This is a genomic window from Calothrix sp. 336/3, assembly GCF_000734895.2.
Classification (GTDB): domain Bacteria; phylum Cyanobacteriota; class Cyanobacteriia; order Cyanobacteriales; family Nostocaceae; genus 336-3.
The window spans coordinates 5,345,008-5,360,328 of record NZ_CP011382.1; the positions used below are offsets into that span (position 1 = coordinate 5,345,008).

Sequence of the window (15,321 nt, forward strand, 5' to 3'; positions counted from 1 at the left end):
CTTGATTAATCTTACAATTAGCAAATAATATGAAACTCAAAATACGTCAGTTCTGGTTATTTATTTTCTCTTGCTTTTTAGTATTATTATCTTCTGTGGTTTTTCACTCTCCCACCCTTGCCCACTGGGCAGATTTAGCAGTGGCAGAAATTACTGTGAATCCGACTAAAACCCAGATGGTAATAACTTTTCCTACAGATTTAGTCAGTTTTGCAGATGATAATCGAGATGGACAACTGTCATCCCAGGAAGTAACTAATCATAAAGGAGAATTAGAAAAGTTCATCGGGGAAAAAATTCGCCTACAAAATGAAACTTCTACCGATGGTTCCTTAGTTGTCGCGTTTTCCCGCAGTTTGCCCAAGAATCTCCAAAATAATGTTAATACCCACACTACCCTAGAGTTAACTTATAATTGGTCGCAACCTGTAACAGAATTGTATCTCAATTATGATTTATTTCTGCCCAATGTTTCAACTGCTCGTTGTTTAGCAACTGTCACCCAGGGGGGAGAAACTCAAAATTTGGTATTGAGTCCTGAAAAGAAAGAATTTGCTTTAATTAAAGGTTCTGTATGGCAGCAAATAGGTAGCTTTATTTTACTGGGAATTGAGCATATTCTCTCTGGCTATGACCATGTTTTATTTTTAGTTAGCTTGTTGATGCTGGGGGGAGGTTTAGGTTATCTCCTGAAAGTAGTCACAGCTTTTACCATTTCCCATTCTGTAACTTTATCTTTAGCAGTCTTAAATATTGTCACTCTTCCCAGTCAGTTTGTTGAGAGCGCGATCGCCCTCAGTATAGTTTACGTTGCTGGGGAAAACTTCTGGCGTAAAGATATCAAAGGACGCTGGATACTGACTTTTATTTTTGGACTCGTCCATGGATTGGGTTTTGCTGGTATCCTCAAGGAAACCCATCTTTCCCAAGGAAATTTAGCTCTATCCCTGGCTAGTTTTAATATTGGTGTGGAAATTGGACAAATTATCATCGTTTGTTTGGCATTTGCTATCCTCCATACCCTACGCAAATATCCTTGGGAGTTAAATTTACGCCGTGTTTTATCTGCCGGTGTGGTTGCTATTGGGTTATTTTGGTTTGTACAACGAGCTTTTGGATTATTTGCATGATTTCTGGTAACGGGTTAATTCTGGGTGCAAGTCAAGGTATCGGTTTGAGTCTGGTAAAGCAGCTACTTGCAGAATCTCAAGTAAATCGAGTCTACGCAACTTACTGTCACCCCGAATCCGCTACAGAGCTTTTTTCCCTGCAAGCAACCTATCCAGACAAGTTATTCTGCCACCAACTAGATATTACAGAAGAATCGCAAATCGTCGATTTTGTCAAGTTTTTACAGCAAGATATTCAGCAACTCCACCTAGGAATTAACTGTGTGGGGTTTTTACATGATGCCATCCAACAACCAGAAAAAAGCCTGAAACAGATAAACTCTGATAATTTACTCCGCTATTTCCAAATCAATAGTATTGGTGCAGTCTTACTGGCAAAACATTTATTACCTTTGTGGAAACATGGCGATCGCAGTGTTTTTGTCAGTATTTCTGCCAAGGTCGGCAGTATTGGAGATAACCATCTCGGTGGTTGGTATGGCTATCGCGCTTCCAAAGCAGCGTTGAATATGTTCATGCGCACTGTAGCCATTGAGTACGCTAGGGTATCCCCCCGCACAATTGTTATTACCTATCACCCTGGAACTACTGACACCCGTCTTTCCCGTCCCTTCCAAAAGAACGTCCCCCCAGAAAAATTGTTTTCCCCAGAGCGGACTGCATCTCAATTATTGCAACTAATTACCAAGCTAGAAATGCCAGATAGTGGACAGTTTTTCTCCTGGGACTCTAGTAAATTGCCTTGGTAGAATTTATACTTTAAATAGAGAAAAATTAATAAGCAGCTTTTTAAATTCTTTACACAAATGCTTGATAATTTCCAGAATCTCTCTTAGAGATGATGTGCGAAATAGGGAAAAATCATAATCTGAATAGACCAGGTAAACTATGGGCTAAATCTCCTAATTTATCTGATTACTCCCTGTCTTAGATACTGGAATTTTCTCCCTAGGGAGATAGAAAAACTAACCTTAAATTTCTAACAATTTTACAAAATCAATTTTCTGGATTCTCTATGTCTCAACCAGGGCAACTGTCACAGGATTTGAAAATAGACAACCCCCAAGCAAGACAAGATGCAGAGCGAATGCGTGACGTACTGCTCTTGGTGGAAAATTTAACTACTAGAGAAGAGACAAATATTAAGCTGATTATCGACTGTCTATATGATGTCGGCGCACCACATTTAATCCAGAAAAAATTCCGTTCCACCACCTTGCAAAAAGTTCTACAGATAACAGCGAAAATGTCGAAACCCGCATTTCGTATTTTTGCTTGGCGTTGGTTGCAGAAAAATTTACCAGGATTAATTACTAACTGGCTACATCAACAGGTTAAATTTCAAAATATAACCCAAGTAACTACAACAGTAGTAGAAGTTAACCCCACAGCAATAGAGACAAGGGAAGAAAAAGAAAACATTCCTTTATCAACTCAAATCAAAGTCTTGAGAGGTTCATTAATTTGTGTAACTGCTGTACTCGGTAGCAGTTTACTATGGTTGAGCTATGACTTGACTCTGACGCGATCGCAACTACAAAGTCTGCAACAATCACAGATACAGACTGTACACAAATCAATGGTTAACGCCCATCGGTAATTAATACCTAGAACGAAGTATTACGAGAAATATGGGGAATTGTGATATCGGAATAACCTGGCTGGATAATAATAAATCTATCAACACCGATATCCAAGTTAGCGATCGCTGTGGCATTTTTAAGTATTGCCTCTCTTCTCCCCGGTGTCTGGCAATGAATATAAATCGTTCGGCTAGAAGGTTCAAAACTTAAATGACATACTCCCCACCAAGGAAATGTCCAAGCAAAAAACTCTGCTAGCGCTTGCAAATAAGTCATCCCTACTCACCCTTTTCTTTATACGTTTCAACTTGAAGAGTCTTAACTGAAAGCTTGTCAGATAGCATCGCCGTGGGCGGAGAACTAGCATATACCTCTAATTCTGCTTCTATTGACGCAGTAAACATTATCCGTTGCCCAGGGAAAACCACCCTTTCCCAATAGCAGTCGGAAATATTCGCAATGCGTACCACTTGAAGCTGTTGCGTCCAATTAACGTAATAACAGAGAACCGGACTAGAATTTTGTTCTTGGGGAGTCAGTAATTGATTCATAAAGGTGTTTTTCTCCCAAAATAAAGCGCCATTCTCGATACAAACGAGTTGACGCTTTATTTCAGGCTGCCGATTAGGGCTTTATATTCAGGGTCTTTATATTAGCTGACCCCGTTTAGATTAATAAAGGTTAACATCTATTTAGATTTACATCAAAATTATAAGAAACGCTAAAACTTAAGGTTTTCTTCAGATTTGAGATATATGATAGTAACTATCAGATGTTTCGCAATAACTAACAATACCGATGATGCCTCAGTCTACGACTGGGGCTTTTTTTTGAGGCAGGAAATATCGTTTTTTTCCCCGAAGGGAGTACAGTTATAAAAACTCATGGAGTAAGCACATATACTTTGTGACTCCAAGTTTTACTAGCCCAACATTAATAGTTTGCCTTGATTTTTCCTACCTAATACTTATTCTTAACTTTTTCTTAAGTCTGTACAAATATTCATAAACATAACAATTAGACCCATACTTAGAAAGCATGAGTCTAGTTGTGAATCGACAAAATTACCACTCAGTGAGAAATGGAAACCCAAAGAAACCGATTTTCTCTAGATAATGCCGACTATCTCGTATTATTTATTTGTATCGAACAAATCTTTAGTCCCATCACTCTATATTTTGAAGGAAAGTATAGAGTATGTCTCGCAATGGGATACCGTTGACAGAAATTATCATAATGTTTACAAACAGACCGAAGCAAATAAGATTTTGCACACAGGTCAGCAGTTTGGGAATTGGGGATTTATGCCAGCAATTCTACCCAAAGGCTAAAATCAGAGTCTTTTTTTTCAACTTTGGTTGCTTTAATAGCATTCAGCCATTCGTGCTTCTGCTAAATCACGTATCAAAGCAGTACGAGCGTGAATATAATCGGTCAGATTATTACTTTCCTCGTTGCTCAGTGCTTTTCTTTGGTCTAATTCCTTCAGCAATTGTTTAACTAAATCCGCATCATTGAGCTTGAGAATCAGGCTGCTTTGCATAACTTCAACCACAGACCACAGCTGACGCAAGGTATTAGCGTCGCCCCCATATACATTAAGTCTGTTCATAACGGTTTAAATTTAATATTGTTTTTATATTCTACTCCAATATTCTCCAATTTAGTCCTGTTGGTATTTAGATATTTGTTAAGTGGCTTCTCAGGAAGGCGAAATGGAGTAGTGGATTTTTTAGGGAGGGCATTTTCTCGCTATTCTTGTGCTTACCTGTTACCTTACACCCTTGCCATGACGAATCCAAGTTAAAATGGCTTGATTGACTTCTTCTGGGGATTCATCATGGGGACAATGCCCGACATCCTCCAGATACATGATTTGTAAATTTTTATTGTATTGTGCAAATTGACTGGCAAGGCTGGGTGGAACAAATCTATCCTTGGTACCCCAAATTAACAGCATGGGTACGGAAATGTCCGGTAGCATGGCTTTGACACCCAGGGAGAAATTTATGCCAATGGTGGCTTTAAATAGGGCACTAAAAGCTCTGGCAGAACCTCTATCTTGGGGAGGGGCTGCTAAAATATCGATGAGTTCGTCGGTAATGGCTTCAGGGTTTGCGTAGGCGATCGCTGCCCATTTTCGTAATACACCCGGTCGGCGTAACAAGTTAAAAACGGGCTTTAAAATCAGAGGGGAAGCAACTAGACTTTTAATACCATTAACTACTGGACGTAGGGCGACAGGAATGGCTTCCTGTTCTAAGGATGGATCCGGTAAGCTCATCATCACTATCCCCTGAACCATTTCAGGATAAGTAGCTGCCACTGCAAGGGAAACCAGGGAACCCAGGGAATTACCAATCAAAATTACTGGTTGGCGAATAAAAGTTTGCCAAAATTCATAAACCTGCTCCACCCAAAGTTGGATGCTATAGTTGGCAGGAGCTTTTTCCGAAGCCCCAAAACCCAACATATCTAGGGCATAAACTGTATGAGTTTGTGACAGTACTTCTAAATTGTGTCGCCAATGACCTATGGAAGCGCCAAATCCATGAAGTAAAATTAAAGGCGGAGATTGGCGATCGCTTTCCACAGCACGCAGATATGTATAACGAGTTTGATAACCCCGCCATAACCAGTCCCTTTGATTACCTACTCTTTGCCGCCAATTAACTAGATTATTCATAGAATTTTATTTTTGGAGTCAGTTACCCACTGTTGAGAAAATGTAGGGTTCTGGACAAGATAGTCTTCTATATACAATGTCTGAAGGGAGGTTTGAATTCTTCCACCTCCAGGGTTAATTCACGACATCCTCAGCCCGATTTATTATCCTAACCATAGACAATTCCTTGATTGAATTGACGAGAATCACCCAATATCAGTAATCATATACTAGTCAAGGTCAGTAAAATCATGAAAAAATAATACACGTGTGAGAGTTCTTACCGTGAATTAACGATTCCATGGCGAAAAAACTGATGATTTCCTTAGTCAAAGTCTGTTTACCTGGATTAGGGATAGCAGCTTTGATGAATTGCATTCCCAGTTCCGATAACGTCAATGCTGTAGAATTGAAATCTCAGCGTTTAGCCACATCTAACCCTTGGTCAACAGCCTCATTTCCTGTAGAAAATTTTCAGGCTTATACATCACCCTTTGGTTATCGACGTTCTGCTGTTGGTGGTGATGGTTGGGAATTTCACAATGGCTTAGATATTGCCGCTCCCATGGGTAGTTATATTCGTAACTGGTGGGGGGGTACAGTAGTTAAAGTTGGCGATCGCACTGCCTGCGGAACCCACGTAATTATTAAATCTGGGAACTGGCAACATTCCTACTGTCATATGCAGGGACAGGTGGGAACTGCTTCTGGGCGGCGTTACATGATAGACCGTCCCGGTGGTCTGGTAATCTGGGAAGGGCAATATATGCCCCCAGGTGTACGTATTGGACGTGTTGGAATGACCGGACGCACCACGGGACCCCATCTACATTGGACACTTAGATACAGTGGAAACTACGTAGACCCAGCTTTAGTATTGCGAGAGATGTTTTCCCAACAGAAAATATCCACTAGTAATCGCAACTATTCTGTTCAACCACAAAGACAGGTAACTATCGAAGAATCTAAATATATCAAGGATTCCGGATATTAGGGTCATGGGCAAGGGTAGGGTATTTTTTACCGATTACCCATTACCCATGAGCATTTCTAACTTGACGCAGCTAACTGCTTTTCTGGGAGTTGGGTATACTCAGAGACGATTTCTCGGAATTGCTCCCCTTCTATAGTTTCCTGCTCGATGAGTAAATCAACCAAGCGATCAACTAGAGAGCGATTCTCGCGGATAATGCGTCTTGCTTCTTCGTAGGAATTAATGGCAATTTCCCGGACTTTGCGGTCAATTTTTACAGCCATTTCTTCTGAATATTCCGAGCGATTCATCCAATCTCTACCTAAAAAGACATCACTACCCTGCCCTTCCAAAGCAACTAAACCCAGGTCAGTCATTCCATACATTGTCACCATTTTGCGAGCCAGATTCGCTACAGCTTTTAAGTCACCGCTCGCACCACCTGTGACTTCCGGTTCTCCAAACACTTCCACTTCGGCAGCTTTCCCGCCTAAGGTCATGGTGATATTATCCTGTAACCAAGCACGGGTATAAAGACCACTATCAATCATTTCCTCATTGTAAATTTGCTGGGAGAACCCACCAATACCACCGGAGCGGGGAATGATAGTCACTTTATTTAAAGGATCGGAATGCTTTAGTAAGGTTGCCAGCAGTGCGTGTCCAATTTCATGGTAGGCAATTAGACGCTTCTTCTTACTATCCAGTAAAGGATTGAGAGTTAAACCAATAGTTAGGCGATCGATAGCATCATCAATTTCTAATTGAGTGACTGCCTCTTTGCGACGACGTGCGGTTAAGATAGCTGCCTCATTTAATAAATTGGCTAAGTCTGCACCAGTAAAACCAGGAGTCCGACGGGCAACGACTTCCAGGGAAACGCTGGGGTCGATTTTTTTGTTGCGAGCATGGACTTGGAGAATTGATAATCGTCCCTTGCGGTCGGGTGCATCAACTATTACCTGTCTGTCGAAACGACCGGGGCGTAGAAGGGCTGCATCTAGGACATCTGGGCGGTTAGTGGCAGCAATAATAATAATTCCGGTGTTACCTTCAAAACCATCCATCTCCGTAAGTAATTGGTTGAGGGTTTGTTCCCGCTCATCATTACCACCACCAATTCCCGCACCCCGTTGTCTACCAACAGCGTCAATTTCATCGATGAAGATTAAACAGGGGGCATTTTCCTTAGCTTTCTTAAACAAGTCACGGACACGGGAAGCACCCACACCCACAAACATTTCTACAAACTCGGAACCAGAGATGCTGAAAAATGGAACACCTGCTTCCCCGGCGATCGCCTTCGCAAGTAAGGTTTTACCAGTTCCAGGAGGTCCCACCAGTAATACACCCTTGGGAATTCTCGCACCCACGGCGGTAAATTTCTCTGGCTGTTTCAAGAAAGTCACTACCTCTTGTAGTTCTTCCTTCGCTTCCTCAATTCCAGCCACGTCATCAAACTTCACCCCAGTTTTCGCTTCCATTTGAAAACGCGCTCTGGTTTTACCAAAGCTCATCGCTTGGTTAGAAGCATTGGCGGAACGGCGCAAGAATAGTAACATCAAAGCGACTAAGGGCAGAATCCACATCAAGTTAATTAGCAAGCTCACTGCTGCTCTGCTATTAGCTGAGGAAACCTCCGCAAAGTCCACCTTATTGTCTCTGAGCTGATTGATTAACTCGTTGTTCTGCTCCAGCAACCTGACTTGCAGAGGTGATTCATCTTGCTTCTTATTCTTGAGATAAACCTTAGCTACCTGCTCTGTTTCATCTAATTCCACCTTTTGGACTTGGTCTTTTTTGATTTTTTGAATTAGCTCACCATAACTGAGGGTATTGCGCTCTGCTTTCTGAGCAAATACTGGAGTTTCCCCCAATGGCAGCATAACTAAACTCGCAGCTAAAGCACTAGTCAAGGCTAGACGCTTCGGCGAGGATAAATTTTTGTGCTTTACTTTTGTTTCATAATTTTTCATCATAATTATCCTTAATCTGCTGCCATCAGATGAGCGCTCACTTTATATAGCTAAATTCCTAGCAGAATTTGCAATTACCTTTCTCAATCTAGTGTAGCTCTCACAAAAACGATTCCCAACTTTTTATCAGTAAGGATAGTTCAACAGTACATAAGTGAAATAAGTTTCCTGAGTCTTCCATGAAAAATTTCTTCCCCTAGGGAAATATGGCAAAGCATGACGATAATCGCTATACTAATCATAATCGTAATGACTTCGCTTTTAGGGAAATTGAATTATGGTGAAAATAGTAGGTATTGCGGGTAGTTTAAGGACAGGTTCCTATAGCCAGATGGCTTTAGAGTTAGCCGCACAAAGAGTCAGAGCATTGGGTGCAGAGGTAGAAATTTTAGATTTAAGACAAATGCAGCTACCTTTTTGTGATGGGGGAGATAGTTATCCTGATTACCCTGATGTGAAACGGTTGCAAGATACGGTGAGTGCTGCTGATGGACTGATTTTAGCAACACCAGAGTACCACGGTAGTATCAGTGGTGTGTTGAAAAATACCTTAGATTTGATGAGTTTTGAGCAACTGTCAGGTAAAGTTGCAGGAATGATTAGCATTTTGGGTGGGCAATCCAACAGTAACGCTTTGAACGATCTCCGGGTGATTCTCAGATGGACTCACACCTGGAGTATCCTAGAGCAGGTAGCAATTGGGCAAGCTTGGAAAGCTTTTAGTCCAGAGGGTAAGTTAGTAGATGAGAAGCTATCTCAAAGATTTGACCAATTTGCCCAAAGTTTAGTGGATAACACTCAAAAGCTGCGGGGTGTTAATTGATAGGGGGAGTAGGGGTAAGGGAAAAAGATTGCGTTTTCTCTTTCCCTGTTAGCAATTAACTGTCAACCATTACCCAGTAACATCACTTCTCTAGACAGATACTAGTGATTGTGGAATTCTGTCAAAATCTGAGTAATTGGCTTGGGTATGTAGAGGTGGCAAGATGAAAGATGAAGAGGTGAGAATTGTTTCCTTGATTCCCAGTGCGACGGAAATTTTAGCAATTTTGGGTTTGACTGATGCGATTGTTGGGCGATCGCATGAATGTGATTATCCAGCAGAAATTCATAACCGTCCAATTTGCACCCAAGCACGTTTAAATACGAATGCTAGTAGTGGTGAAATTAATCAGCAGTTAAATAAATTTATCCAATCTGCTTTAAGTATTTATCAAGTCAAAACAGATGTTTTAGAGGAATTACAACCTACCCATATTTTGACCCAAGACCAATGTGATGTTTGTGCTGTCAGTTTTGGTGAGGTCGAAAAAGCTGTTGCTACCCTGACAAAATCATCGCCAAAAATCATTTCCTTACAACCTAATTTGTTGCAAGATGTGTGGGCAGATATTGAGAAGATTGCCAATATTTTTGGTGTAGACTCACTGCAAGTATTAGAAAATTTAGAAGCACGAGTACAAATTATTGCTCGGAGAACCAAAGGCTTAAGGGAGACGGAAAAATTACCTACCGTTGCCTGCATTGAGTGGATAGAACCTCTAATGGCTGCTGCAAACTGGATTCCAGAATTAGTAACTCAAGCCGGAGGACAGCCACTATTTACGATGACAGGTCAACCATCCCCTAACCTCTCCTGGGAAACACTGGTAGCAAGTAATCCAGATGTAGTAATTTTTATGCCCTGCGGGTTTGATTTACAGCGTACTCGTCAAGAAACAGAATTAATCACCCATCTTCCAGAGTGGAAAAATTTACACGCAACTCAAACAGGTAGGGTTTATATTACCGATGGTAACGCTTACTTTAATCGTCCTGGACCACGATTAGCTGATTCCATAGAGATTTTGGCAGAAATTCTCCATCCAGAAATTTTTGCCTATGGTTATAAGCAGAAAGCTTGGGAAATTCTGTAAAAACATCGAGAATCGAAAGCAAAAATCCCCTGGAATATTAATGAGAACGTGAGTTCGATGAGTTATGCAGCCTGAAACTCTTATCCGGTATTATGTGTGATAACCAAGAGTTTCTAGAAAGCTTTGAGTTTATTGAGAATAGAATCAGTAACCCTTGAATTTGCGAATTATTGACTTGTTTCTCAACTTAATGATTGAGGCAGTCTTTGAGCATGTCCAAAACCATTGATTCACAAGCTTTATCGCGTTTGAAATCCATCGAACTCACGTTAATGAGAAATATCCTCTACAATTTTCTCAGTGATAATTGAATAACTAGAAGTTGTGCTGTATTCAGAAAAGATTTTTCCAAAACACTTAGTTATTTTTACCCGTTATCCGGAACCAGGAAAAACCAAAACTCGGATGATATCAGCTCTGGGAGCAGAGGGAGCAGCAGCTTTGCAACGGGAAATGACGGAATATACCCTATCCCAGGGGAGAGAACTACGTAAATCTGGAGATGTATCTTTAGAAATCAGGTTTGTAGGTGGAAATCAGGAATTAATGCAAACTTGGTTAGGGGATGATTTGCTTTACTCTCCCCAAGGTGAGGGGGATTTGGGGGAGAAAATGTGGCGATCGCTCTGGCAAAGTTTTCACCATGGAGCCACACAAGTCATTATCATTGGTACCGATTGTCCAGAATTAGATAGTTCTCTACTCCACACAGCCTTTAGCCAACAGAATCCAGAATGGGACTTACTTCTAGGTGCAGCACTGGATGGAGGTTATTACTTAATTGGTTTACACAAACCCATACCAGAATTATTTATTAACATAGACTGGGGAACTTCCCAAGTGCTAGCTCAAACTGTGGCGATCGCCAAACAGCAAAATCTGCAAATTCACTATTTACCCACCCTCAGAGATATTGATCGTCCGGAAGATTTAGCAATCTGGAGAAAACAGAGAAACTTTCACCGATAATTTTCAGAGGAACCCTTACGTATATGCCCATCTCTAGCTAAACTAGTAGCCGCAAACACGAGGATTCTCTGAAGACATAGTCAAATACAGATGCTAGCTTGGTATAGTTTACAACTTAGGACTCTCAATTACTAAATTAAATATCACAGGGACATTGAGGTTGTAAATCACAGGTAGCATCATGGGAACAATATGGAAACATTCCATTAACTTGAACATAGAACAACCTCCCTGATTAACTACGAGAAGATAAATTATGAATAATCGTTTTGCTGCCAGTAGTGCTAGTCGCACCTTTAAAGTGGTAGGAACAGTTCTCCTACTATCCTTTGTCCTTGACTTGGTAATTTTGTTAATTGATTTCAAACCCACAGATAAAGCATCACAAATTGCCCTTGCTTCTAACCTTGTAGAGCGGGGAATTGTTCCTATGGTGGGTTTAGCATTAATGTTTGCTGGTTATTGGGTAGATACCACCGATGATAGTCGTTCATCAGGTATTGATTTACGTTTTCCTGCCTTGATTCTATCCAGCATTTTAGGGTTGATGTTTTTCGTCATCGCTCCCATTCATACAACGAATGTGATTGCTCAGAAAAACCAGAATTTAGAACAAATTCGCAAAGACGCGGAGCAAGCAGAAACTGCACTCACGAACCAAGTGAATCAAGTCAAAGCTCAATTGAACAGTAATGAGCAAGTCAAAGCAGAGTTAGAAAAGCAAAAAACCCAAGTCAAAACACAATTTTCCGAATTGTTGAAGGATGAAGAACGTTACAAACAAGCCTTAAGCAATCCTAACTTGCCACAAACACAAAAAGATTTACTCAAGAAATTTAAAGCTAATCCCCAAGAATTAGATAAATACATAGCTCAACAAAGTGACCCCGAACAGTTAGCCAATCAACGTTTAAGCCAAATTCGTACCCGCAAAGAGGAGCTAGAAAAACAAGCTGAAAGTAGCTTAAGACCTGGAATGCGAATTGCTTTAAGTAGTTGGTTGTTGTCCATTGGTTACGTTATTATTGGTTGGAGCGGATTAAAGAATATGGGTGCTCTCAAAGGTAGTATCAAGAAAGCTACTGCTAGATAATTTGAGAATTGAGATTTACAGCCGTTATGGATAGCTAATTACTGATTGCTAATCACTGTGTGAATATGTATTCAGCTATTAGTAATTAGCATCTATAATGTTCTGCAAATATTTTGATAGTAAAATTTTTTTTGATTTTGAGTAAAGAATGTTTTCTATTTATATATTGACCTATAACGAAGAATTAGATATTGCCCCTTGTATTGAGTCGGCAATGTTAAGTGATGACATTATTGTGGTGGATTCTTGTAGTAGCGATCGCACTGTGGAAATTGCTAGTCGCTACCCTGTGCGCGTTGTGCAGCATCCCTTTGAAACCCATGGCAAGCAACGTACATGGATGTTAGAAAATATACAACCTAAGTATGATTGGGTGTATATTCTGGAAGCCGATGAAAGAATGACCCCAGAATTATTTGCTGAATGTGAACAGGCAAAGGAAAATCCAGATTACATTGGTTACTACGTCGCCGAACGGGTGATTTTCCTCAATACCTGGATTCGTCGTAGCACCCAATACCCTCGCTACCAGATGCGTCTTTTCCGTCATGGGAAAGTTTGGTTTACAGACTACGGTCATACAGAGCGGGAAGTTTGCCAAGGGGCAACCAGTTTTTTACTGCAAACCTATCCCCATTACACCTGTAGCAAGGGTTTGAGTCGTTGGATTGAAAAACATAACCGTTATTCCACGGATGAAGCCAAGGAAACTCTGCATCAATTAGAACGTGGCTCCGTGAGTTGGCGAGATTTATTATTAGGTCGTTCGGAAGTGGAGCGCCGCCGCGCCCTGAAGGATTTATCCCTTCGCCTACCAGCTCGACCTTTGTTACGCTTTTTCTATATGTATTTTATTTTAGGTGGTTGTTTAGATGGGCGGGCGGGTTTAGCCTGGTGTACTCTCCAAGCTTTTTATGAATACTTAATTCTACTGAAGGCGTGGGAAATGAAGTATTTACCGACACCATCTATTGAAGAAAAATTGCCAGATATCCTCAAGAGTCCAGCATCAACAGTTAACAGTTAACGGATAAGATATTTGATTAGATAATTTATTTATAGGGAGGGGCGATCGCTCCTCTCTTTTGTTTATTGGGGGAATATTGTGCATTTACTAATTCCAGCTGCGGGAATGGGCAAACGAATGGGCAGTGATCGCAACAAATTGCTCTTGACATTGCGATCGCAGACAATTATTCATTGGACTTTAGCAGCAGCGATCGCCTCCGAGGAAATCACCTGGATTGGTATCATTGCCCAACCTGCCGATTTGCCAGACTTACAAAGAATCATAGAGGCAGCACAACCTTCCAAACCCATACAATTCATCCAAGGAGGTTCCACACGCCAGGAATCTGTCTACAATGGCTTACAAGCCTTACCTGAGGATGCCCAGCAGGTTTTAATCCATGATGGAGCCAGATGTCTCGCCACACCCAGCTTACTGGATAGATGCGCGATCGCTATCCGTCACTGCCCCGGTTTAATTGCTGCCATCCCGGTAAAGGACACAATCAAAGTCGTAGACGACAACAAAATTATCCAAAGCACCCCAGACCGAAGTCAACTCTGGGCAGCACAAACACCCCAAGGATTTAATGTCCAACTCCTCAAAGAATGCCACGATATGGGAGTTCGCCAAGGTTGGGAAGTCACCGATGATGCGGCTCTATTTGAGAAATGTGGCTATAGTGTACGCATCGTTGAAGGAGAAGAAACGAATTTGAAAGTCACAACTCCCCAAGATTTGGCGATCGCCGAGTTCATTCTGGCAACAAGATTCGGAGCATAAATTAGGGCGCAAGGAGAAGGGTATTTTCGCAATATAACGTTGACTTGGGCTTGATAATATGCTAATCTCCCTTCCACTTGACATCCGTGGGGGCTGTCCAAAATTCTATAATTAAATCCCAAATTGGATGACCTTCACTCCAGATAGCGCAGAGTTATGAATCAGTAACTAAATGAATGCAGCGACAAAGATAGAAGCCATTCTCTATTTAAAGGGTAAACCCTTGTCAATTAGTGAAATAGCAGAGTATGCCGCCTGCGATCGCGCCACGGCAGAAGAGGGAATTATCGAGCTAATTGATGAATATGCCCACCGAGAGAGTGCCTTGGAAGTCATTGAAACACCAAACGGGTATAGTTTACAACTACGTTCTGACTTTCAGGACTTAGTCCAAACTTTAATCCCCGTAGAGTTGGGTTTAGGAGCATTACGAACCTTAGCCGCGATCGCTCTCAACAACCCCATATTACAAAGTGACTTAATTAACCTCCGAGGTTCAGGAGCATATCAGCACGTTCAAGAATTAGTGGAACAGGGTTTTGTTAAAAAACGCCGCAATCAAGATTCCCGCTCCTATGCTCTACAAATTACCCCGAAATTTCATCAATATTTTCAAGTTGAACAACTACCCCAACTACTCACAGCGAATATTGAACCCCAACAATTAGAATTGACCCTCGCAGTCGGAGAATAGATTCAGAATTTCTACTCCTTTTCCTCCCCCTGATCTCCCTCCCCAGACAAACTAAATTGCCAGTCACCTTATACTATGGTTTACAGTAGAATTAGCAACTCAGCTATAAAAAATCGCCAATGGTGTTTGATCCTAACTTTCTGAATGACAACTTTGAGGAACACCCCCATCAGCATCTGAGTGACAACTTTGAGGAACAGTCTAACCAGTTACTCAAATACTTGCAGCATCAGTCTCCTGAGGTTTTAGCTATTGTCGCCCAGTCTGTCAGTCCGGAAATCAAGCAAATCATCTCTCAAAACGTCCAAGGACTGGTAGGGATGCTGCCTACAGAAAATTTCAACGTCCAAATTACCACAGACCGAGATAACCTTGCAGGTCTCCTCGCTTCCGCCATGATGACGGGGTATTTCCTCAGGCAAATGGAACAAAGAATGCATTTGGACATCTCGGTTAATGGTCAATAGTCATTGGTCAATAGTCATTACTTATCAGTCCATGGTTAACAGATATCTCACATCACCTGCTAA

General features: G+C 41.3%; 17 protein-coding genes. 12 read left to right on the forward strand and 5 right to left on the reverse strand.

Annotated features, from left to right (window positions below; translation table 11 throughout):
- Window positions 1-29 precede the first annotated feature (29 nt).
- From IJ00_RS22285 to IJ00_RS22295, 3 genes are all read left to right on the forward strand, one after another.
- On the forward strand, window positions 30-1,130 hold the full coding sequence (locus tag IJ00_RS22285) for a HupE/UreJ family protein (RefSeq protein ID WP_052754516.1): 1,101 nt from the start codon (window positions 30-32) through the stop codon (window positions 1,128-1,130).
- A complete protein-coding gene (locus IJ00_RS22290; protein ID WP_035156862.1) occupies window positions 1,127-1,879 on the forward strand; it encodes an SDR family NAD(P)-dependent oxidoreductase in 753 nt (250 codons plus the stop codon). The genes IJ00_RS22285 and IJ00_RS22290 overlap by 4 nt, the downstream gene beginning before the upstream one ends.
- Window positions 1,880-2,145: 266 nt before the next feature.
- A complete protein-coding gene (locus IJ00_RS22295) occupies window positions 2,146-2,730 on the forward strand; it encodes a hypothetical protein (RefSeq protein WP_035156863.1) in 585 nt (194 codons plus the stop codon).
- Window positions 2,731-2,737: 7 nt separating this feature from the next.
- Here the strand turns inward: IJ00_RS22295 and IJ00_RS22300 are convergent, their stop codons facing one another.
- The 4 genes from IJ00_RS22300 to IJ00_RS22320 all read right to left on the reverse strand — a co-directional run bounded on the left by IJ00_RS22300 (window position 2,738) and on the right by IJ00_RS22320 (window position 5,399).
- Window positions 2,738-2,989 (reverse strand): hypothetical protein, encoded by a 252-nt coding sequence (locus IJ00_RS22300; protein WP_035156864.1) that lies wholly within the window; start codon window positions 2,987-2,989, stop codon window positions 2,738-2,740.
- 2 nt (window positions 2,990-2,991) lie between these two features.
- Complete coding sequence (locus IJ00_RS22305; RefSeq protein ID WP_035156866.1) at window positions 2,992-3,264, reverse strand: DUF1830 domain-containing protein; 273 nt, start codon at window positions 3,262-3,264, stop codon at window positions 2,992-2,994.
- Window positions 3,265-4,076: 812 nt separating this feature from the next.
- Window positions 4,077-4,325, reverse strand: a complete 249-nt coding sequence (locus tag IJ00_RS22315) for a hypothetical protein (protein WP_035156870.1) — start codon at window positions 4,323-4,325, stop codon at window positions 4,077-4,079.
- Window positions 4,326-4,484: 159 nt separating this feature from the next.
- The gene (locus IJ00_RS22320) at window positions 4,485-5,399 is read right to left on the reverse strand and encodes an alpha/beta fold hydrolase (RefSeq protein WP_035156871.1); all 915 of its coding nucleotides are present in this window, start codon (window positions 5,397-5,399) and stop codon (window positions 4,485-4,487) included.
- Window positions 5,400-5,679: 280 nt separating this feature from the next.
- Here IJ00_RS22320 and IJ00_RS22325 point away from each other — a divergent pair, with 280 nt between their 5' ends.
- A complete protein-coding gene (locus IJ00_RS22325; RefSeq protein ID WP_035156873.1) occupies window positions 5,680-6,372 on the forward strand; it encodes a M23 family metallopeptidase in 693 nt (230 codons plus the stop codon).
- Window positions 6,373-6,428: 56 nt separating this feature from the next.
- On the opposite strand, the gene ftsH is transcribed toward IJ00_RS22325, so the two are convergent.
- A complete protein-coding gene (ftsH, locus tag IJ00_RS22330; RefSeq protein WP_035159486.1) occupies window positions 6,429-8,327 on the reverse strand; it encodes an ATP-dependent zinc metalloprotease FtsH in 1,899 nt (632 codons plus the stop codon).
- A gap of 277 nt (window positions 8,328-8,604) precedes the next feature.
- Between ftsH and IJ00_RS22335 the strand changes: the two genes are divergently transcribed.
- The 8 genes from IJ00_RS22335 to IJ00_RS22370 all read left to right on the forward strand — a co-directional run bounded on the left by IJ00_RS22335 (window position 8,605) and on the right by IJ00_RS22370 (window position 15,258).
- The gene (locus tag IJ00_RS22335; RefSeq protein ID WP_035156876.1) at window positions 8,605-9,150 is read left to right on the forward strand and encodes an NADPH-dependent FMN reductase; all 546 of its coding nucleotides are present in this window, start codon (window positions 8,605-8,607) and stop codon (window positions 9,148-9,150) included.
- Between the two features lie 163 nt (window positions 9,151-9,313).
- Window positions 9,314-10,243: a cobalamin-binding protein gene (locus IJ00_RS22340; RefSeq protein WP_035156878.1), complete on the forward strand. Its 930-nt coding sequence runs from the start codon at window positions 9,314-9,316 to the stop codon at window positions 10,241-10,243.
- A gap of 324 nt (window positions 10,244-10,567) precedes the next feature.
- Window positions 10,568-11,212, forward strand: a complete 645-nt coding sequence (locus IJ00_RS22345; RefSeq protein ID WP_035156880.1) for a TIGR04282 family arsenosugar biosynthesis glycosyltransferase — start codon at window positions 10,568-10,570, stop codon at window positions 11,210-11,212.
- 256 nt (window positions 11,213-11,468) lie between these two features.
- Complete coding sequence (locus IJ00_RS22350) at window positions 11,469-12,305, forward strand: HpsJ family protein (RefSeq protein ID WP_035156883.1); 837 nt, start codon at window positions 11,469-11,471, stop codon at window positions 12,303-12,305.
- Window positions 12,306-12,453: 148 nt separating this feature from the next.
- Entirely contained in the window at window positions 12,454-13,332 is an 879-nt protein-coding gene (locus tag IJ00_RS22355) for a glycosyltransferase family 2 protein (RefSeq protein WP_035156885.1), read from the forward strand.
- A gap of 78 nt (window positions 13,333-13,410) precedes the next feature.
- On the forward strand, window positions 13,411-14,097 hold the full coding sequence (gene ispD, locus IJ00_RS22360; protein ID WP_035156887.1) for a 2-C-methyl-D-erythritol 4-phosphate cytidylyltransferase: 687 nt from the start codon (window positions 13,411-13,413) through the stop codon (window positions 14,095-14,097).
- A gap of 172 nt (window positions 14,098-14,269) precedes the next feature.
- On the forward strand, window positions 14,270-14,791 hold the full coding sequence (gene scpB / locus IJ00_RS22365) for an SMC-Scp complex subunit ScpB (protein ID WP_035156890.1): 522 nt from the start codon (window positions 14,270-14,272) through the stop codon (window positions 14,789-14,791).
- Between the two features lie 119 nt (window positions 14,792-14,910).
- Window positions 14,911-15,258 carry a DUF760 domain-containing protein gene (locus tag IJ00_RS22370; RefSeq protein ID WP_035156893.1) on the forward strand — a complete coding sequence of 116 codons (348 nt, stop codon included), beginning with the start codon at window positions 14,911-14,913 and terminating at the stop codon, window positions 15,256-15,258.
- Window positions 15,259-15,321: the final 63 nt, after the last annotated feature.